This window comes from Ensifer sp., from assembly GCF_031989085.1.
Taxonomy (GTDB): Bacteria; Pseudomonadota; Alphaproteobacteria; order Rhizobiales; family Rhizobiaceae; genus Ensifer.
Genome location: NZ_DALZXU010000002.1, coordinates 464,709 through 484,123, shown reverse-complemented (window position 1 = coordinate 484,123; position 19,415 = coordinate 464,709). Strand labels below are relative to the sequence as shown.

The window sequence follows — 19,415 nt, the reverse complement described above, 5'->3', positions numbered from 1 at the left end:
ACGCCATCGATGGTATTCTTGGGAGAATTCGCAATGGGCAACACGCCTGACAAAATCAACGTTCTCTGGTTCCTGCCCACCCACGGCGACAGCCGCTATCTCGGCACGGCGCGTGGTGGGCGCAATGTCGATCTGAATTATCTCCGGCAGGTTGCCCAGGCGGCGGATTCGCTGGGTTATTACGGCGTCCTGATCCCGACCGGACGCAGTTGCGAGGACAGCTGGGTGGTGGCGTCGGCGCTCGCTCCCTTGACCGAGAAGCTGCGCTTCCTGATCGCGGTGCGCCCAGGCTTGCTGTCGCCGACGCTGGCCGCCCGGATGACGGCGACGCTCGACCGGCTTTCGGACGGCAGGCTGCTGATCAACGTCGTCACCGGCGGCGATCCGACCGAGAACAAGGGCGACGGCATCCATCTTTCGCACGAGGAACGCTACGAGGTCACCGAGGAGTTCCTCAATGTCTACAAATCCGTCCTTCGCGGCGAAGACGTCACCTTCAAGGGAAAGCATTTCGATATCGAAGGCGGCAAGCTGCTGTTCCAGTCGGTGCAGCAACCGCATCCGCCGCTCTATTTCGGCGGTTCTTCGGGCAAGGGCCAGGAAGTGGCGGCCAGAACGATCGACAAGTATCTGACCTGGGGCGAACCGCCGGAGGACGTCGCCAGGAAGATTGCCGAAGTGCGAGCGCTGGCCGACGCGGAGGGGCGCGATGTCACTTTCGGTATCCGCCTGCACGTGATCGTGCGCGAGACGGCAAAGGAAGCGTGGCGGGCCGCCGATGAGCTGATACAATATGTCGACGATGAGACGATTGCTGCGGCGCAGAAGGTGTTCGAGCGGATGGATTCGGTCGGTCAAAGCCGCATGAGCCGGTTGCATGGCGGCCGGCGCGACAAGCTCGAGGTGGCACCGAACCTCTGGGCCGGCGTCGGCCTCGTTCGAGGCGGCGCGGGGACGGCCCTGGTCGGCGATCCGGATCAAGTGAAAGCGCGCATGGAGGAATACCGCGAGATCGGCATCGATACCTTCATCATGTCCGGCTACCCGCATCTGGAAGAGGCCTACCGCTTCGGCGAACTGGTGCTGCCGAACCTGCCACTCAGCCATGCAGTGCCCACGCGTGAAACGTCGATCAACACCGGCCCGTTCGGCGAGACCATTGCCGGCGACCACCGGCCGAAGCTCAAGGTTTCACAATCGTGACAAATCGATCCCACCGACCGATTGTAGCCATCATCGGCGGGGGATTTACCGGTGCCATGGTTGCCGCCAATCTCGCCAGAAACATGGTCGGGCAGGCGGTTTCGATCTTCGTCTTCGAACCGCGGGGGCATCTGGGCGCCGGCCTTGCATACGACACCGCGGACCCGGCCTATCGCGTCAATGTTCCGGCGGCGCGCATGAGCCTGATCCCAGAGGCGCCGGATGATTTCGTCCATTGGCTTTCGCGAAAAGGCGAACCGGCAGACGACCCCGATGCGCTGGCCGCCGATGGCCATCTCTACCCCCGGCGGTCGGTGTTCGGCCGCTACGTCGGCGATTTCATCGCGCCTTATCTGGAAAGCCGCCATGTTCACCACTGTCGAGAGCGCGTCGTCACGGTCGAAAGGACCGGCAGCCAATGGCGGATCAGAACAGATGGAGGGACGGAGGTGATCGCGGACATTGCCGTTGTCGCCACGACCCATCCGGCGCCGTGTGCACCGGGGAGCGTCGCCAGGGCACTCGCCGGCCATCCGCGGTTCATTGCTGATTCGACTGTGCCGGGCGCCCTGTCGGTGATCGGCGACAACGATCGTGTCCTCGTGATCGGCAACGGACTGACGGCCGCAGATGTCATTGCCTCGCTGCGTCGCCGCGGTCACGCAGGGGCGATCACGGCCCTGTCCCGGCGGGGGCTTCGGTCGCGAGGCCACGCGACGGCGGCGCAGGAACCATCGGGCGATTTCACCTCCGATCCATCGCGCACGGCGCTGTCGCTGCTGAAACGGGTGCGTCTGGCGATCGGGGAGGCAGGTGAGGGCGGCCTTAGCTGGCATGCGGTTTTCGACGCGTTGCGCACGCAAGGCGGGTGCATCTGGCGGGCCTTGCCCATCGCGGAGCGCCGGCGCCTCGTTCGCCACCTCAGGCCCTATTGGGATGCACATCGCTTCCGCGTCGCGCCGCAGATCGATGCGGTCATCACGCAAGGGCTGGAGCGCGGCGACATCCGTGTTCTCGGCGGATCCCTGATGGCGATCGCTCAAGTCGGCCCGACCATCACCGCGCAGGTCCGGCAGCGACATACGGGCACGCGCCAGGATTTGGCGTTCGATGCCTGCATCGTCACCACCGGGCCGGCGCACAAGGGTATTCTCGCCAGCCAGCCATGGCTTGCGGATCTCGCGATTTCGGGCCACCTGCATGCGGATGCTGTCGGGCTCGGCCTTGCCTGCGATGACCGCAGTCGGGCGATGGACCGGCGGGGCGAGGGCGACGACACGCTCTTCATCGCCGGGCCGCTGGCGCGCGGAACGTTCGGTGAGTTGATGGGGCTACCGCAGGTCAACGACCATGCGATCTTCGTCGCCGAAGAGGTCGCGCAGAGGCTCGCCCGTCTGTCGCGGTTTCGAGCGTCGGCGAAAAGCGCCTGACGCGTTCGGGCGCGTGTCGACGTCTCTGCGAGAACGATCTCAACCTTCCGGCACGCCCTCGAGGCGCCGTGTCCAATCCTCGACCGTCCGGGTAGCAAGCCGCTTGCTGGCATAGTCGCGCCAGCCCGCCGGCAGGATCTCGAGATTCGCGATCTCTTGAAGGGCGTCCCGGTTCATCGTGTCGATGTACAGATAGTGCCAGAGCCGGCGGACGGTCCATTTAGGGCACCGGCGGTCGACAAGGGCGAGGACGTCGTCGGCGCAAACGCGTCCTTCCTCGATCACGCGATAGTACCATCCGGTCCGTCCGGATTGCTGGACGCGGCGGGCCATGTCTGTCCGCTCGAAACGCCTGTTAAGCTTCCAGCAAGGCTGTCGTCCCTGGCTGACCTCGAGGAGCGCGCCACCGAGGCGGAAGCGATCGCCAATGGCGACATCTTCTTCCGTCAGCCCCGAGGTCGACAGGTTTTCGCCGAACGCCCCCGGTCGATCGAGCAACGCCACCGGCCCGATCTCCGATCTCCAGGGCCCATAGTGGTCATAGGGGTAATGGTGCACGGCCTTCTCGATGCCGCCGTGCCGCTTGAGATCGCCCTGACGATCGCCGACGAAGCCGGTCGCCGACAGGTGGAGGGCACCCGGAGCGGGCTTCTTGTCGATACCACTCAAGGTCCCGCGTTCATCGATAGCCTGGAGTTCACCGACGAGCAGCGCATCAAGGGGAATGGGCATTGTCTCCTCAGCCGGCATGCACTTGCTCCAGCCATTCCGTTACCATGGCGTCGGCGGCGATTGCCAGCGCCGGGCAAACGTCGGCCGCATCGCGTCGCAGCTTGGCGATGTCGATTTTCGCTGCAGTCAGTTCGCAGGCATGACCGACAAGCCAGCGCTCGAACGCAGGACCCGCATCGGCCTCGGGGTGAAACTGTAGCCCAAGAACAGTGCTGCCGATTGAAAACGCCTGCTGGACGGTCCTGGAGGTCGATGCCAGCAACGTGGCGCCTGCGGGGAGATCGAAGGTATCGCCGTGCCAGTGCAGCATCGGCACACCGTCCAGATGACGAAGGGCAGACGCGCGACCGGCGTCGCTGAGGCTGACCGGATCGAATCCGATTTCCTTGAAGCCTGATGGAAAGACCCTTGCTCCGCTTGCGCGCGCGATCAGTTGCGCTCCAAGGCAGATGCCGATCGTGGGACGACTGCTCGCAAGGCGTGTCTCCAGCACATCGATCTCCCGCACGAGGAAGGGATATGCCAGCTCTTCATAAACCCCAAGCGGCCCGCCGAGCACCACGAGCAGATCGGGGACCTCAGGCGCGAAGTCCAGAAAGCCTTCCGCGCCGACGTCGCGGTACTCGATCTGGTAACCGGCGCGCCGAAGCGGGGCCGCGAAAGTGCCGAGATCCTCGAAGTGAACGTGCCTGATCACCAGGGCGGATTTAAGCGTCATGGTGTTCCAGTCTCCATCGAATGTGCGGTTGTAACGGGTATCGCGCAGCCGTCGCTGGTGCAGCCTTCGAGATTCGGCGCTGTCGTTTCCGGTAGGGGCTCGGCAAGGGCATCCGCCAGCCAGGCACCGACAAGCAGATCGTCTTCGATGCCGAAGCGATGGTGACGCAAGGTCCCGTCGCGGCCGATGATGATGGTCGTCGGGGTGCCGCGCATGCCGTAGCGCTGCATCGTGCTGGGGATCGGGCTATCCTGCGATGCCGTGTCGACACCGATCGGGAAGGTCAGCCTGTATTCGTGGATGAAGGCCTTGAGCGCGTCTGGCCCCATCGCCGCATGGTGCTCGAAGACCGTATGCAGGCCGATCACCTGAAGGTCGGTGTCGCGGAACAGGCGCTGCACGCGCTGCGTCTGCGGCAGCCCGTGCGAAACGCAGGCCGGGCAAAGCATCTGGAATGCGTGGATGAAGACGACGCGTCCTCGCAGCTTTGGAAGGTCGAGCGGGACTGATGTGTTGAACCAGTGACTGACGTCGAGGTCCGGAACTTGGGTATCTGCAATCATGAGGCCGTTCCTTTTGGAGGGCCGGGCAGGCAGAGCCTGCCCGGCGGGTTCTCAGGCTGCTTCGCGCACGAGCTTGACGCCGGGGAAATCGACCGGCACGGCAAGCGCGACGTTGATGTAGTTGGTGAAGAGGTTGAGCGCGACATGCGCGATGACCTCGACGATGTCCTGATCGTCGTATCCGACGACGCGCAACGCCGTGATGTCGGCGTCCGCGATCTGGCCGCGTGCATCGACGAGCTTGCGCGCGAACGAGAGCGCTGCTGCGGTCCTCGGATCGTCGGATTGGCCGCGTTGGGCTTCGGCCATTTCCTGCGCGCTCGCGCCGGCCTTGCGGCCGAGCGCCGTGTGGGCGGCAAGGCAGTAGTGGCAATCATTGCGGTCGGCGACGGCAACGGCGATCTGTTCGCCGAGCTTGGCGCCAAGCCGGCCCGTGCCGAGTGCGCCGAACGAGCCCCACATGCTGGCAAGCGCTGCCGGAGAATTGGCCACCGCCTTGAACATGTTCGGCGTCGCGCCGAAGGCGGCGTGGATGCCACCCAGCAGCTCGGCGCTGGTGCCGGTTGCCGACTTGGGGTCAACTAGATTAATCCTGCTCATGGTTTTCTCTTTCTATTCGCGTGGAGGGAGAAAATGCCGGTCCGCCGATGGCAGTCGACGGACCGGCGCCGACATCATCGGGGCCGCCGGGTGTAATGGTGTCCTTCGGTCCCGAAGCTGAAGAGGTTCGTCATTCCGCCTTTTGCCGGCGTCGGCGTGGCAGCGCCGCGTGCATGGGTCGAAAGAGACGACGGGTTTTGCGTGTCCTTCATGGTATCCGGCCCCGGCCTCATGCCGCGCCGCGATTGAAGATCGTCCAGGCCGCAGCCTGGCGTGACGGGTCCGCTCCTTCATACTCGCCGCAGTCGATGCGCAAATCACCCTGGCCGATCGCTGCGTCGATGAAGGCGCAGTGGTGCGGTGCTTTCGCGTTCGGATAGGCGTTCGGCTGGAAATACCGACAGTTGACGCACATGCGCTGTTGCGGGATGGCGCCGGACGCCTGCAGCGCACGGATGATCTTGACGAGATGTAAAAGCAGATCTTCCTGCTCGAGCGACGACAGCGCGGCGAAGGCGTCATCTGTTGCCGAGGCGATCATGCCGGCACTGCGCACCGCATCCTCGCCTTCGGTGGTCGCGGCGACGGCGACCGCGCGCGCGTCCGACGGATCGGCAAGCTTTTTGACAAAGCCCTTGCGCGTCAGGGCATTGATCGAATCCGTCGCCGTCGGCTGGCTGACACCGAGATAGGCGGCAATCTGCTTGACGCGCATGCCGGCCTTGCCCCTGCCGACCAGAAAGATCAGGATCTGCAACTGGGTCGGGTTCAAGCCGATCACGTCGGCTGCCGTCCATGCCTCGCTGCGCATGGCGGTCGCCACGCGCGCGAAGCCGTCTCCAATTCGGTCGATAATGCCAGGCGATGGGTTCGTGCCGTCGGTCATATCCGATATATATAGGACTCCTATTTAATGTCAATTCGCCGCAGCTTGAATCCGGCATCCACTTGACGCGCATCAAATCGCAACCGCGGCCTGGGGCCTATGACTGCGGCGAACACCCCAAGCACGGGCTGCTCGGTCAAACGGAGAAGACGATGTTGAATGCAATCAAGAGCGGATTGGGTCTTGTAATGGTGGCGATGCTGGCCGCTGCACCGGCCGCCGCCGCGGACTTTGAAGTGCACATGCTCAACAAGGGCAAGGACGGCGCCATGGTCTTTGAACCGGCCTCGCTGAAGGTTGCGCCCGGTGACACCGTGACGTTCATCCCGACCGACAAGGGGCATAATGTCGAGACCATCAAAGGCATGATCCCCGAAGGCGCGGAAGCGTTCAAAAGCAAGATCAACGAGAACTACAAGGTGACCTTCACCGCAGCGGGCGTCTATGGCGTCAAATGCACGCCGCACTACGGCATGGGGATGGTCGGAGTCATCCAGGTCGGCGACGCCCCGGCTAACCTGGAAGCGGCCAAGGGCGCCAAGAACCCGAAGAAGGCGCAGGAGCGGCTCGATGCTGCCTTCGCAGCGCTCGGCAACTAAGTTCGGACGACACTAAAGACGAGCGGACGGGGATCGCCGCTCAAGGGCGCCGTGCCGGGCAGGTGGCGGCGCTCTCCCTTGGGGGCCATGTGGAACCAATGCGCAGCCTTCGCGTTGGTTGCGCATGGATCAGATCGCCGCAGACATGTTTCCCTCGTCGCACATTCCCTATCAGGTCATTTTCGCGCGGATGTGCGCGGCCCTGATGTTTGGCGCCCTTATCGGCTTCGAGCGCGAGGCCAAATCCCGCCCGGCGGGCTTGAAGACCCACATGCTCGTGTCTCTGGCGGCCTGCACCTTTTCGATAATCTCGCTTGAGAGCGTCTATATGAAGGGCTTCTTCGACCAGCGGGTTCAGATTGACCCGTTGCGTGTCGTCGAAGCGGTGACCGCTGGCGTCGCCTTTCTTGCGGCCGGCACCATCATTCTGTCGCGCGGCCGCGTCCAGGGCCTGACGACTGGCAGCAGCCTCTGGCTGGCCGGCGCCATTGGCCTGGCGCTCGGCTTCGGCCACTGGATCATCGCGGTGTTTGCCGCAGGCTCGGCATTCTTCGTCCTCACCGTCGTCGGCTGGCTGTCCGCCGCGACCCGGACCGAAGCAACCGCGGATGTCGACCCGAAGGCTATCGGCCAGCAGGAAGCTGCCGACACCGGCAAGGGCTCGCGCTAGTCCGTTTCTGTTCCACCGTATATGCCCGCCGCTTGGCTATTGAGCCGTAGCGCTTCCTTTCCGCACCTCTCTCCGACGCCCGCCGGGTCTTGCCGATGCCGGCTCTGGCGGCTGTTCGTTTGCTGCTTGCAAACGGCCTGCATATGTGAACATTATCTTCAGATAAGAACACATGTGGAGGAAGAGATGCCCGAAACCCCTGAAAAAATTCGCTTTGTGCACCGGTTTGGCGAATGCCCGTCGTTCGAGCTCACGCGAATCGGCGCAGGATCTTCCCATGAATGAATTCTCGCCAACGGTCGGGGTTTCGACGACGCGTCCGTCCGACATGCCGGAGGATCATGCAGCGCTCCCTGTCTGGAACGCGGAAAACTGGTTCTACGAGGATTGGCCGGTCGGCCAGCGCATCCGCTCTCTGCGTCGGACGATCTCGGAGAGCGACAGCCATCTGTTCAACACGCTGGTCGTCGATATCCATCCTTATGTGCAGGATCAGATGTTCGCCGAGCGCGAAGGCATATTTGGCCGCCGGCTGGTTGCGGGCGCCTTCGTCTTCTCCGCCGGCCTCGGGCTCGTGGCGACGAACTGCGTCAACGCCTTCTCCTATGGCTACGACAAGCTGCGCTTCATCAAGCCGGTCTTTCTCGGCGACACGATCTACACCATCCGCACCAACATGGACAAAACACCGCGCTACAAGGAACTCGGGCTGATCCGGGCCAGCTATCAGGTCTTCAAGAACGAAGGCGAACTGGTGCTCTACTGCGAGCACCTGCAGACGGTGAAATACAACAATCCGGCCGACTTCGTCAGCAAGACAGAGAAATAAGAATGCCGATGCACGAGGAAAACGAACTGCCACTTGCCGGTCTTGTCGTCGTCGACATGAGCCAGTTTCTCTCCGGCCCCTATTGCTCGCTGAGGCTGATGGATCTCGGTGCCCGCGTCATCAAGATCGAGCGCCCCGATGGCGGCGACCTCTCGCGTCGGCTCTATTTGAGCGACACTGAGATCGGCGGCGATTCCACCATCTTCCACGCGATCAATCGCGCCAAGGAGAGCCTGGCAATCGATCTTAAGAACGAGGCTGATGTCGCCGCGCTTAAGGCGCTGCTCGCCAAGGCCGACGTCCTGATCCAGAATTTCCGTCCCGGTGTCATCCAGCGGCTCGGCCTCGACTACGAAGCCGTGCGGGCGATCAACCCGCGCATCGTCTATGCCTCGATCAGCGGCTATGGAGAGGAAGGCCCTTGGGTCAAGCGCCCCGGCCAGGACCTGCTGGCGCAGGCCCGCTCCGGCGTGATGTGGCTGAACGGTGACGAGGCACAAGGCCCGGTGCCCTTTGGCCTTGCCATTGGCGATATGCTGGCGGGCGCTGCCGCCGCCCAAGGCATTCTCGCAGCGCTTGTCCGCCGCGGCATTTCCGGCAAGGGCAGTCTCATTGAAACCAGCCTGCTCGAAGTGCTGGTCGATTTCCAGTTCGAGGTGCTGACCACCCACCTCAATGACGGCCGTCGACTGCCGAAGCGTTCGGACTTTCGCAGCGCGCATGCCTATCTCTCGGCACCCTACGGCGTCTATCCGGCCAAGGACGGCTATCTCGCCATCGCCATGACGCCGATTTCCAAGCTTGCCGATCTGTTGGAGATGCCTGAGCTCGCGCCCTATTGCGACGACCCTTCATCGTGGTTTTCCGCGCGCGACGATATCAAGGCGCTGATTGCCGAGCGCGTCAGCCAAAACACCGTGGATCACTGGCTGGCCGTGCTCGAGCCTGCCGACATCTGGTGTGCGCGCGTGCTCAACTGGAATGAACTGCTGGAGAGCGACGGCTTCCGCACCCTGGACATGCTGCAGACAGTCAACCGGGAAGATGACGTGTCGATCCTGACCACGCGTTCGCCACTCCGGGTCAACGGAAAACGTGCCCAGGTCGATCGCGCCGCACCGCGGATCGGCGAACACAGCGCGGCAATCCGCAAGGAGTTCGGCCTATGAGCATGACCCTGAAAGGCATGACCTGGAGCCACCCACGCGGCTATGATCCGATGGTCGAATGTTCGAAGCTATGGTTGGAAAAGACCGGCGTCGCCATTCACTGGGAGAAGCGCTCGCTGCAGGATTTCGAGACCTATCCGGTCGAGGAACTCGCCAGGGCCTACGACCTGATCGTCATCGATCACCCCCATGTCGGGCAGATCACCAGCGAAGGGTGCCTCGCGCCGCTCGACGTGACCGGGAGGGAGGGCGAGCGTTCCGCACTGGCAGCCGCCTCCGTCGGGCAATCCTATCCGAGTTACGCCTGGAACGGGCGGCAGTGGGCCTTCCCGATCGATGCGGCCACGCAGGTCCAGGCATGGCGGCCGGATCTTGGCGATCGCGTTTCGAGCTGGTCCGATATGCTCGATCTCGCTCGCCAGGGAAAAGTCCTGCTGCCGATGCGGCCGCCACATTCGCTGATGTGTTTCTACACGCTCTGCGGCAATCTCGGTCACCCATGCGCGGCGGATGGTCGGGCTGATCTCGTCGATCCCGACGGGGGCGTCGCCGCCTTCGACATGCTTCGCGAACTCGTCGCCCTCATCGATCCCGCCTGCTTCGAGATGGATCCGATCGCGGTGCTCGAAGCGATGTCGGCTCCGGCGGCAACGGCGGTGTGTGCGCCGTTGATCTACGGTTACGTCAGCTACTCGGTCGCCGGTTTCCGACCGTCGCTTGTGCAGTTTGGCGATATCCCGGTCGCGGGCCGGAATGGCCCGGTTGGCTCCGCGCTCGGCGGTACCGGCATCGCCGTTTCCGCTTTCTCCGAGAATGTCGCGGCCGCAACAGACTTTGCCTACTGGATCGCAAGTGGCGACATCCAGCGCCAGACCTATGCCCTGGGCGGCGGCCAGCCGGGACACGGGCAAGCATGGGACGACGACGCCGTGAACGCGGCGACCGCAGACTTTTACCGTGCGACCCGCGCAACGCTCGAAAGAGCCTGGGTGCGTCCGCGGCATGATGGCTACATGGCGTTCCAGCAGACGGCCTCTGATCGCATCAATGCGGGACTGCAGCGCAAGGAGACGGCGAGGGTCGTTGTCGACGACCTCAACCGGCTTTTTGTTGAAAGCTTCGCCCAAGCGTAAACAGAAACACCGGAGATCGGCAGATCTCCGGTGTGTCCGACAACCAAGTGGTTCGCTTCGCGTTTACGCGAGATTCCAGATTCGACGGGCGTTCGCCGAAAGCAGCTTTGTCCGCTCGTCGAGGCTGCAGCCGTTGAGCAACGCGTGGGTGGCGGCGACCCAGGTCGCAAGGTCTCCACCGAGCGTGCATACGGGCCAGTCGCTGCCCCAGACGATCCGGTTCCAGCCAAATGCCGCGATCGTATGCTCGACATAGGGTCTCAGCGTTTCCACCGACCAGCTTTGATCGGCATAGGCCACGACGCCGGATATCTTGGCGATCACATTCGGGCGCCTGGCTATCTCGCTCATATGGTCGCGCCACGGATGCTCGGCGCCATTGCGAATATCCGGAACGCCGCAATGGTCGAGCACGAACTGCAGGTCTGGCACAAGATCGGCAAGCGCGATCGCCTTCGCGATCTGGTGCGGCAGAACGCAGAGATCGAACGTGAACCGGCTGCCGCCAAGCCGCCTGATGTTCTCGCGGAAGATAGCGCCTTCCGACAATTCGTCCGGCATGACGTGCAGGACGCGGCGAAAGCCCTTGACCAGCGGATCCGCCTGCTGTCGCTCGAGATAGGCGGCAAAGCCATCCTCTTCCGGCCGACAGGCAGCGATCGCGCCCTTGAGCAGGCTGCCGGGCTTTTGCGACAGCTGCCGAACTTCCGACGTCTCCCGCTCCATCTCGCCGGGATCGACATCGACTTCCATGTGCAGCGCGGCCTCGATACCGACACGCCGGGCATCAGCCTCGTAGGTCGCATAAAGGAAATCCCGATCCAATGCCGGAACGCTCGCCAGCCAGGGATAGGTCAGGGCGGACTTGTTGATGAGATGCAGATGGGTATCGACGATCACGATGCGGCCTCCTCCGTACGCCTCACACTCTCACACGAGAAGAGATCATTCAAATAAGAAATGCTCATCGAATCGCGATCCCGGGATACTGTTGGCGGCATTTAGCCGGCAAGCGTTCATTCCGTGGATTGCGCCACATCCGAGCCCGCAAGCACCGACAATTGGGTCGCCGCGCTGCGCAGCAGCGAAATCGTCTCGGTGATATCTGGAGCCGACGGGGCATTGACGAGCGCGATGTAGGGAATTGTCAGCGCGGCGATGCCGCGGCCGTCAGGACCGAGAATGGGCGCCGAGAGGTTGTATACGCCGGCGGTCTGGGCGCTTGCCATCATCTCGTATCCGCGCTCGCGGATCTGGTCGAGGCGCGCATAGAATTCCGGGCCGAGCGAGATCTCGTCTTTGCTGCGCGCATGCTCGGCGATCATCATCTCGCGCTCCTCCGGCGTGCGGAAGGCGAGCAGTATGTGGCCGGAGCCGGTGTCGAACAGGCTGATGTGGGAGCCGACACGGATCGAGATTCCCCAGTAATCCGGGGCTTCCTGCTGGGCAATGACCACTGCCGAGCCGCGATCGAACACCGCGAGCTGGTTGGCTTGCTTGGATCTTTGCGCGAGGTCGCGCATCAGCGGCGTTGCATAGGACGCAAGGCGCCGCACCGGCGCGTGGAGTTGGGCAAGGCCGAACAGTTTCAGCGTCAGCGAATAGCGATCGCCGTCGATGCGCGTGACATAGCCGCGCCGCACGAGCCGGTCGAGCATCCGGTAGAATTCGTTCGGGCTGCGGTTGAGCCGCTTGGAAATCTCCGCCTGCGTCAAACCGCCATCGACGCTTGCCAGCAATTCGAGAATATCAAGTCCCTTGTCCAGCGCGGGGGCGCGGTAGCGATCGGACTCTTCAGTGTCCATGAGCGTCCTCCTTAGTGAATATGAATATCCATATACGCAGAGAATGCCGCCGACAAAAGAAAGTTGACCCTTGACGGGTGATAAAATTGTTGTTTGTATATGAATTAGTTTCTCACAAATGAGAAATGCACGCCGGGATGAGGGCGCGCTACAGTGGAGGAGAGGTTATGGACAGGCTGCTTTCCGGCGTATCGGCCGGAGTCATCATGCTTGCCTGCGCAGTGGGAGCGGCCAGTGCCGCTGAACTGCCCGGCAAGTTCGAAGGTGTTACGATCGACGCCAAGCTGATCGGCGGACAGCAATACGAAAAGCTCTATGAGCGCATCGGGGAATGGGAAAAGGCGACCGGCGCCAAGGTCAACATCCTGTCGAAGAAGAATCACTTCGAACTTGACAAGGAGATCAAGTCGGACATCGCCACCGGTGGCATCAGCTGGTGCGTCGGTTCCAACCACTCCTCCTTCGCGCCTCAGTATCCCGACATCTATACCGACCTCTTGGCGCTGCTGCCGCCGGAAGAGATTGCGAAGTTCGTGCCGGCGGTCATCGACGCCTCGACGCTCGGCGGCAAGCTCGTCATGCTGCCGCGCGCGCAGTTCGACGTCTCGGCGCTCTATTATCAGAAGAGCCTCTACCAGGACGACGCCAAGAAGGCCGCCTTCAAGGAAAAATACGGCTACGAACTGACGCCGCCCGATACCTGGGCCCAGGTCAGTGATCAGGCCGAGTTCTTCGCCGCACCGCCGAATTTCTACGGCACGCAGTTTGCCGGTAAGGAAGAGGCCATCAACGGCCGCTTCTATGAAATGCTGGTCGCCGAAGGCGGCGAATACCTCGACAAGGATGGCCGTCCGGCCTTCAACTCCGAGGCTGGCATTAAGGCCCTCGACTGGTTCGTCAAGCTCTACAAGGACAAGGCCGTTCCCCCGGGCACGACCAACTATCTCTGGGACGATCTCGGCCAGGGCTTCGCCTCCGGCTCGATCGCCGTCAACCTCGACTGGCCTGGCTGGGCAAGCTTCTTCAACGACCCGAAGTCGTCGAAGGTTGCCGGCAATGTCGGCGTCAAGGTTCAGCCGGCCGGCTCTTCAGGCAAGCGTACCGGTTGGTCCGGTCACCACGGCTTCTCGGTCACCGAGGATTGCGCCAACAAGGAAGCGGCAGCCTCGCTCGTTTGGTGGCTGACCAACGAGGACAGCCAGAAGCTGGAATCGGCACCGGGTCCGCTGCCGACGCGCACCGCAGTCTGGGAATACAACATCAAGGCTGCCGAAGGCGACGCCTATAAGACCGAGGTGTTGCAGGCTTTCCAGGAAGCGGCAAAGCATGCCTTCCCGGTTCCGCAGACGGCCGAGTGGATCGAAATCTCCAACGCCGTCTATCCGGAACTCCAGGCCGCCATCCTCGGCGACAAGACGTCGAAGGAAGCGCTCGATAGCGCCGCCCAAAAGGCAACCGGCATCCTGGAAGACGCCGGCAAGCTCTGATCTCACATAAGGAAGGCGGCGCCGATACCAAGGTGTCGGCGCCGCCTTCGCCGTTTACGACATAAGTCCTCAGATCGAATTCGACCGAACGAATTATGTCGAAAATTTATAGCCTTGCAGCGTTTCTTTCGTGTCATTTCTGGCGCGAGCGCTGGGACGTCACCCTCAGGAATGCCTGATGAAGCTCAAGAAACTGTCCGCGCCGGTCCTTCTGTTGCTGCCGGCCTTTGTCGTGCTGGCGGCGGTCATCGTGCTGCCGCTCCTCTTTTCGTTTTATTCAAGCTTCACGCCGTTCCGGTTGACCAAGCCCGAAACGCTCTGGATCTTCGTCGGTCTGCGCAACTATGTCACCGTGTTGAGCAACTGGGATTTCTGGGTCGCCTTCGGTCGCACCGTCCTTCTTCTGACCGTCGCCCTGAACACGGAGATGCTGCTTGGGCTTGGTCTCGCGCTGCTCGTCAACAAGGCGACGCACGGACAGCGGCTGCTGCGCACCATCATGATGTTCCCGATGATGTTTTCGCCTGTTCTCGTCGGCTTCCAGTTCAAGTTCATGTTCAACGACAACATCGGTTTCGTGAACAATGCGCTGCAGTCGCTGGGGCTGACGGACCGCGCCATCCCCTGGCTGATCGACGGCAACCTGGCGATGATCTCCATCATCATTGCCGAGGTGTGGTCGTCGACGGCGGTCTTTGCGATCCTCATTCTCGCCGGCCTGCTGGCCATGCCGAAGGATCCGGTCGAGGCGGCGCATGTCGACGGCTGCACGCCGTGGCAGACCTTCCGCTACGTCACCTGGCCCTATCTCATGCCGTTTGCCTTCATCGCCATGACGATCCGCTCGCTCGACGTCGCGCGCGCCTATGACATCGTCAAGATCATGACCGATGGCGGGCCGGCAAAGCGCACCGAACTTCTGTGGACGCTGATCGGCCGCACGGCCTACGCAGATGCCCGCATGGGCATGGCAAACGCCATGGCCTATGTCGCCATCCTGCTGTCGATCGTCTTCACCGTCTATTTCTTCCGCAAGCTCGCCGCCGCGCGCCAGCAGATCGGAGCCGAGTGGTAATGGATATCAATTCTTCGCATCGCCTGCGCCGGCGTCTCTTGAAGGCGGCGCATCTGATCGGGCTGTTTCTGGCAATGGCCGTGATCTGCCTGCCAGGCCTGTGGATCGTGCTCTCGTCGCTGCGACCGACCGTCGAGATCATGGCGAAGCCCCCGGTCTGGATCCCGGAAAGCATTTCGTTCGATGCCTACCGCGCCATGTTTGCCGGCGCCGGTCAGGGCGGGGTTCCCGTCTGGGATTACTTCCGCAACTCGCTGATTATCTCGGTTACGTCGACGGTGATCGCGCTCGCAATCGGCATGGCCGGCGGCTACGCCTTTGCCCGCTATCGCTTCAAGGCGAAGTCGGCGATCTTCCTCGGCTTCATGCTGACGCGAGCCGTTCCAGGCATCGCCCTGTCGCTGCCTCTCTTCATGATCTATGCCCGCACTGGCATCATCGATACGCATTTCTCGCTGATCCTGACCTATGTCGCGCTCAACGTGCCTTTCACCATCTGGCTCATCGACGGCTTCTTCCGGCAGGTGCCGAAGGATCTGGCGGAAGCTGCCCAGATCGACGGCTGCACCCCCTGGCAGGCCTTCTGGCAGGTCGAGTTTCCGCTGGCTGGCCCCGGCATCGCATCCGCCGGCATCTTCGCGTTCCTGACCTCCTGGAATGAATATGCGCTGGCTTCGCAGATTACCCGTTCGGTCAATTCCAAGACCCTGCCGGTCGGCCTGCTCGACTACACCGCCGAGTTCACGATCGACTGGCGCGGCATGTGCGCGCTCGCAGTCGTCATGATCGTCCCGGCGCTCACGCTCACTTTCATCATTCAAAAGCACCTCGTTTCGGGCCTGACCTTCGGCGCGGTGAAAGGATAAATCATGGCTCCTGTCACCCTCAGGAAACTGGTCAAACGCTATGGCGCGCTCGAAGTCGTTCACGGCATCGATCTCGAGGTGAAGGACCGCGAGTTCATTGCGCTGGTCGGCCCGTCCGGCTGCGGCAAGTCGACGACGCTGCGCATGATCGCCGGGCTTGAAGATGTCAGCGGCGGCGCCATCGAGATCGGTGGTCGCGCGGTCAACGACCTGCCGCCGCGTGCCCGCAACATTTCGATGGTCTTCCAGTCCTATGCGCTCTATCCGCATATGACGGTTGCCGAAAACATGGGCTTCTCGCTGAAGATCGCCGGCCGCTCCGCCGACGATATCAAGGCGCGAGTCGATGAGGCCGCGGCGATCCTCGATCTCGGCCATCTGCTCGAGCGCCGGCCGTCGCAGCTTTCCGGCGGCCAGCGTCAGCGCGTGGCCATGGGCCGCGCGATCGTGCGCCAGCCCGACGTGTTCCTGTTTGACGAGCCGCTGTCGAACCTCGACGCCAAGCTGCGCACCCAGGTGCGCACCGAAATCAAGAAGCTGCATGCGCGCATGCAGGCGACGATGATCTATGTGACGCATGACCAGGTCGAGGCGATGACGCTGTCCGACCGCATCGTCATCATGCGTGACGGCCATATCGAGCAGGTCGGAACGCCGGAAGAGGTGTTCCAGAAGCCGTCGACCAAGTTCGTCGCCGGCTTCATCGGCTCGCCGCCGATGAACATGGACGAGGCCATCGCCGACAATGGCCAACTGGTGTTTGCAAGCGGCGTCCGCCTGCCGATCCCGCCGCGGTTTGCAGGCGCGCTTCGCGCTGGCCAGAAGGTCACGTTCGGCCTTCGCCCTGACGATATCTACCCTTCGGGCCACGGGCTTCACGCCGGCGATGCCACGGCGGTGCACGAGATCGATCTGCCGGTGACGATCACCGAGCCGCTCGGCAACGAGACGCTGGTGTTCATTCAATTCAATGGCCGCGACTGGGTTTCGCGCATGCTCAACCCGCGCCCCTTACGCTCCGGCGAAAGCGTGCGCATGAGCTTCGATCTATCCCGCGCCCATCTCTTCGACATCGACACAGGAAAGGCTCTGGAAGGCTGACATGGCAAGGATCGAGAAAATTGAACTGCGTATGGTCGATCTGCAGCCGAAGGTGAAGCGGACCGACGCGATCCAGAGCTTCGTCAGCCAGGAAACGCCGATTGTCACCATTACCGATTCCGATGGCGCGACGGGCACCGGCTACAGCTACACGATCGGCACCGGCGGATCCTCCGTCATGCGCCTGCTGTCCGACCACCTCGTCCCGATGCTGATAGGCGAGGATGCCGACTGCATCGAGGCCATCTGGCACAAGATGGAATTTGCCACCCACGCGACCACTATCGGCCCGATCACGGCGCTGGCGCTTGCTGCCGTCGACGTCGCGCTTTGGGACCTGCGCGCCAGGAAGCAGAGCCTGCCGCTCTGGAAACTTGCCGGCGGCGCCAAGGACAATTGCCCGCTCTACACCACCGAAGGCGGCTGGCTGCATATCGAGAAGGAAGCCCTCGTCGAGGATGCGCTTCAGGCCAAGGCCAAGGGTTTTTCCGGGTCCAAGGTCAAGATCGGCAAGCCGCACGGCTCGGAGGACTATGATCGCCTGTCGGCGATGCGCAAGGCGCTCGGCGACGGTTTCGAGATCATGACCGACTGCAATCAGGGCTTCTCCGTTGACGAGGCGATCCGCCGTGCCGCGCGGCTGAAGGAGCTGGATCTCGCCTGGATCGAGGAGCCGTTGCCGGCCGACGATCTCGACGGCCATATCCGCCTGACGCGTTCGACCCCGACGCCGATCGCCGTCGGCGAATCCATGTATTCGATCCGGCATTTCCGCGAATACATGCAGAAGGGCGCCTGCTCGATCGTCCAGGTCGACGTCGCCCGCATCGGCGGCATCACGCCCTGGCTGAAGGTCGCGCATGCTGCTGAAGCTTTCGACATCCCGGTCTGCCCGCATTTCCTGATGGAGCTGCATGTGAGCCTCGTCTGCGCCGTGCCGAACGGTAGATATGTCGAGTACATTCCGCAACTCGACGAACTGACCGAGAAGAGCATGGAGATCCGCAACGGCCGCGCCATCGCACCGTCGGAGGCAGGCATCGGCATCGCCTGGGACTGGGATGCGGTGAAGGCGCGGTCGATCGAAGAGTTCACCCGGGAATTTGCGAAGTAGGGGAGGTCGCCATGCAACGGATGGGAATGGTGATCGGTCTTCAGCCGGAAAAGATCACTGAGTACAAGGCGCTGCATGCCGCCGTCTGGCCGGAGATCCTGGCGCTGATCTCGGAATGCAACGTCACGAACTATTCGATCTTCCTGAAAGAGCCGGAAAACCTGCTGTTCGGCTACTGGGAATATGTCGGCGCGGATTTCGCAGCCGATATGGCCAAGATGGCCGCGCACCCGAAAAATCAGGAATGGTGGTCGGTCTGCATGCCCTGCCAGAAGCCGCTCGAAACGCGCAAGGACGGCGAGTGGTGGGCGATGATGGAAGAGGTCTTCCATCACGATGGAGGGGCGCAGCCTCGTGACTGATCACTTCGACCCCACAGCTCTGCAGCAATCCTGGCCACGGCCTGAAAACCCGCGCCCGATCGTCATTTTCGGCGCCGGCAGCATCGTCGGCGACGCGCATCTGCCGGCCTATCGCCAGGCGGGCTTTCCCGTCGCCGGCATCTTCGATCCCGATAGGCAAAAGGCAGCAGCACTGGCCTCCGCCTGGGGCATCCCGGCCTTTGCCAGCCAAGCCGAGGCGCTTTCGGTTCCGGACGCGATCTTCGATCTGGCGACGCCCCCGGCAGCACACGCGGCGATCCTGTCGACGCTGCCGATCGGCGCTGGCGCGCTGATCCAGAAGCCGATGGGCGGCGATCTCGCGGCGGCAACGGCAATTCTCGACATCTGCCGCGACCGGCAATTGAAGGCGGCGGTCAACTTCCAGCTGCGCTTCGCGCCGATGATGCTGGCGCTGCGCGATGCGATTGCGCAGGGACATCTCGGCAAAGTCGTCGATTTCGACGCGTGGCTTGCGCTCGCCACCCCGTGGGGGCTCTGGCCGTTCCTGAAAGGCCTGCCGCGCATCGAGATCGCGATGCATTCCATCCACTATCTCGACTTGATCCGCGGGCTGCTCGGCAATCCCTCAGGCGTTCATGCCAAGACGATCGGTCACCCCAATCACGATGTGGCGCAGACCCGAACGGCCGCCATTCTCGACTACGGCGACAGCGTGCGCTGCGTGCTTTCGGTCAATCATGACCATGATTTCGGGCGCAGGTTCCAGGCCTGCGAGTTCCGTATTTCGGGCACCGAGGGTGCCGCGTATGTGAAGCTCGGCGTCAATCTCGATTATCCGCGCGGCGAGCCCGACGAACTCTGGATCCGCCCGGCCGGTGGCAGCGAATGGGTCGAAGTGCCGCTTCAGGGCGCCTGGTTCCCGGATGCCTTCGGCAACCGCATGGCCAACCTGCAGCGTTTCGTCGGCGGTGAGGATGTCGAGTTGATCGGCTCCGTCGAAGACGCCTGGCAGACCATGGCTCTGGTCGAGGCCGCCTATCAATCGAGCGCGCGGCCCGCAACCGCGATCGCCCCACTTCCCGGACGGTGAC

The 19,415-nt window shown here is 62.8% G+C and carries 21 protein-coding genes; 14 read left to right on the top strand and 7 right to left on the bottom strand.

Going from position 1 to position 19,415, the window contains the following annotated elements; translation table 11 throughout:
* Positions 1 to 33 precede the first annotated feature (33 nt).
* Both ssuD and RTP54_RS15135 read left to right on the top strand, forming a co-directional pair.
* Positions 34 to 1,203: an FMNH2-dependent alkanesulfonate monooxygenase gene (ssuD, locus tag RTP54_RS15140; RefSeq protein ID WP_112817176.1), complete on the top strand. Its 1,170-nt coding sequence runs from the start codon at positions 34 to 36 to the stop codon at positions 1,201 to 1,203.
* Positions 1,200 to 2,633 carry an FAD/NAD(P)-binding protein gene (locus tag RTP54_RS15135; protein WP_312363845.1) on the top strand — a complete coding sequence of 478 codons (1,434 nt, stop codon included), beginning with the start codon at positions 1,200 to 1,202 and terminating at the stop codon, positions 2,631 to 2,633. The genes ssuD and RTP54_RS15135 overlap by 4 nt, the downstream gene beginning before the upstream one ends.
* A 39-nt stretch (positions 2,634 to 2,672) precedes the next feature.
* Here the strand turns inward: RTP54_RS15135 and RTP54_RS15130 are convergent, their stop codons facing one another.
* The 5 genes from RTP54_RS15130 to RTP54_RS15110 form a co-directional block, all read right to left on the bottom strand.
* Positions 2,673 to 3,365, bottom strand: a complete 693-nt coding sequence (locus tag RTP54_RS15130; RefSeq protein WP_312363844.1) for an MOSC domain-containing protein — start codon at positions 3,363 to 3,365, stop codon at positions 2,673 to 2,675.
* A 7-nt stretch (positions 3,366 to 3,372) separates the two neighbouring features.
* Positions 3,373 to 4,083, bottom strand: coding sequence for a glutamine amidotransferase (locus RTP54_RS15125; RefSeq protein WP_312363843.1), 711 nt, complete (start codon positions 4,081 to 4,083; stop codon positions 3,373 to 3,375).
* Positions 4,080 to 4,646 carry a redoxin domain-containing protein gene (locus tag RTP54_RS15120; RefSeq protein ID WP_312363841.1) on the bottom strand — a complete coding sequence of 189 codons (567 nt, stop codon included), beginning with the start codon at positions 4,644 to 4,646 and terminating at the stop codon, positions 4,080 to 4,082. The genes RTP54_RS15125 and RTP54_RS15120 overlap by 4 nt, the downstream gene beginning before the upstream one ends.
* A 51-nt stretch (positions 4,647 to 4,697) precedes the next feature.
* Positions 4,698 to 5,246, bottom strand: coding sequence for a peroxidase-related enzyme (locus tag RTP54_RS15115; protein WP_312363839.1), 549 nt, complete (start codon positions 5,244 to 5,246; stop codon positions 4,698 to 4,700).
* A gap of 229 nt (positions 5,247 to 5,475) precedes the next feature.
* Positions 5,476 to 6,057, bottom strand: a complete 582-nt coding sequence (locus RTP54_RS15110; RefSeq protein ID WP_312363837.1) for a MarR family winged helix-turn-helix transcriptional regulator — start codon at positions 6,055 to 6,057, stop codon at positions 5,476 to 5,478.
* Positions 6,058 to 6,284: 227 nt separating this feature from the next.
* Here RTP54_RS15110 and RTP54_RS15105 point away from each other — a divergent pair, with 227 nt between their 5' ends.
* The 5 genes from RTP54_RS15105 to RTP54_RS15085 all read left to right on the top strand — a co-directional run bounded on the left by RTP54_RS15105 (position 6,285) and on the right by RTP54_RS15085 (position 10,532).
* Positions 6,285 to 6,731, top strand: coding sequence for a pseudoazurin (locus tag RTP54_RS15105; protein ID WP_409517135.1), 447 nt, complete (start codon positions 6,285 to 6,287; stop codon positions 6,729 to 6,731).
* 124 nt (positions 6,732 to 6,855) lie between these two features.
* The gene (locus RTP54_RS15100; protein ID WP_112806797.1) at positions 6,856 to 7,401 is read left to right on the top strand and encodes an MgtC/SapB family protein; all 546 of its coding nucleotides are present in this window, start codon (positions 6,856 to 6,858) and stop codon (positions 7,399 to 7,401) included.
* A 277-nt stretch (positions 7,402 to 7,678) separates the two neighbouring features.
* Positions 7,679 to 8,230, top strand: coding sequence for a MaoC family dehydratase (locus RTP54_RS15095; protein ID WP_312363836.1), 552 nt, complete (start codon positions 7,679 to 7,681; stop codon positions 8,228 to 8,230).
* 8 nt (positions 8,231 to 8,238) lie between these two features.
* A complete protein-coding gene (locus tag RTP54_RS15090; protein WP_112832377.1) occupies positions 8,239 to 9,399 on the top strand; it encodes a CaiB/BaiF CoA transferase family protein in 1,161 nt (386 codons plus the stop codon).
* The gene (locus RTP54_RS15085) at positions 9,396 to 10,532 is read left to right on the top strand and encodes an ABC transporter substrate-binding protein (RefSeq protein WP_312363835.1); all 1,137 of its coding nucleotides are present in this window, start codon (positions 9,396 to 9,398) and stop codon (positions 10,530 to 10,532) included. Before RTP54_RS15090 ends, RTP54_RS15085 begins: the two co-directional genes overlap by 4 nt.
* A 63-nt stretch (positions 10,533 to 10,595) precedes the next feature.
* Here the strand turns inward: RTP54_RS15085 and RTP54_RS15080 are convergent, their stop codons facing one another.
* Positions 10,596 to 11,432 carry an amidohydrolase gene (locus tag RTP54_RS15080; RefSeq protein WP_312363834.1) on the bottom strand — a complete coding sequence of 279 codons (837 nt, stop codon included), beginning with the start codon at positions 11,430 to 11,432 and terminating at the stop codon, positions 10,596 to 10,598.
* Positions 11,433 to 11,548: 116 nt separating this feature from the next.
* The gene (locus RTP54_RS15075; RefSeq protein WP_077504778.1) at positions 11,549 to 12,337 is read right to left on the bottom strand and encodes an IclR family transcriptional regulator; all 789 of its coding nucleotides are present in this window, start codon (positions 12,335 to 12,337) and stop codon (positions 11,549 to 11,551) included.
* Between the two features lie 167 nt (positions 12,338 to 12,504).
* Between RTP54_RS15075 and RTP54_RS15070 the strand changes: the two genes are divergently transcribed.
* The 7 genes from RTP54_RS15070 (at position 12,505) to RTP54_RS15040 (ending at position 19,414) form a co-directional block, all read left to right on the top strand.
* On the top strand, positions 12,505 to 13,824 hold the full coding sequence (locus RTP54_RS15070) for a sugar ABC transporter substrate-binding protein (protein WP_409517134.1): 1,320 nt from the start codon (positions 12,505 to 12,507) through the stop codon (positions 13,822 to 13,824).
* A gap of 178 nt (positions 13,825 to 14,002) precedes the next feature.
* Positions 14,003 to 14,899: a sugar ABC transporter permease gene (locus tag RTP54_RS15065; protein ID WP_312363829.1), complete on the top strand. Its 897-nt coding sequence runs from the start codon at positions 14,003 to 14,005 to the stop codon at positions 14,897 to 14,899.
* A complete protein-coding gene (locus RTP54_RS15060; protein ID WP_112817188.1) occupies positions 14,899 to 15,765 on the top strand; it encodes a carbohydrate ABC transporter permease in 867 nt (288 codons plus the stop codon). The genes RTP54_RS15065 and RTP54_RS15060 overlap by 1 nt, the downstream gene beginning before the upstream one ends.
* Before the next feature lie 3 nt (positions 15,766 to 15,768).
* Positions 15,769 to 16,866 carry a sn-glycerol-3-phosphate ABC transporter ATP-binding protein UgpC gene (locus tag RTP54_RS15055; protein ID WP_312363826.1) on the top strand — a complete coding sequence of 366 codons (1,098 nt, stop codon included), beginning with the start codon at positions 15,769 to 15,771 and terminating at the stop codon, positions 16,864 to 16,866.
* A gap of 1 nt (position 16,867) precedes the next feature.
* Complete coding sequence (locus tag RTP54_RS15050) at positions 16,868 to 17,980, top strand: mandelate racemase/muconate lactonizing enzyme family protein (RefSeq protein WP_312363825.1); 1,113 nt, start codon at positions 16,868 to 16,870, stop codon at positions 17,978 to 17,980.
* A gap of 11 nt (positions 17,981 to 17,991) precedes the next feature.
* The gene (locus tag RTP54_RS15045) at positions 17,992 to 18,342 is read left to right on the top strand and encodes an L-rhamnose mutarotase (RefSeq protein WP_312363824.1); all 351 of its coding nucleotides are present in this window, start codon (positions 17,992 to 17,994) and stop codon (positions 18,340 to 18,342) included.
* Positions 18,335 to 19,414, top strand: a complete 1,080-nt coding sequence (locus RTP54_RS15040) for a Gfo/Idh/MocA family protein (RefSeq protein ID WP_112832309.1) — start codon at positions 18,335 to 18,337, stop codon at positions 19,412 to 19,414. The genes RTP54_RS15045 and RTP54_RS15040 overlap by 8 nt, the downstream gene beginning before the upstream one ends.
* The last annotated feature ends 1 nt before the right edge of the window (position 19,415 follow it).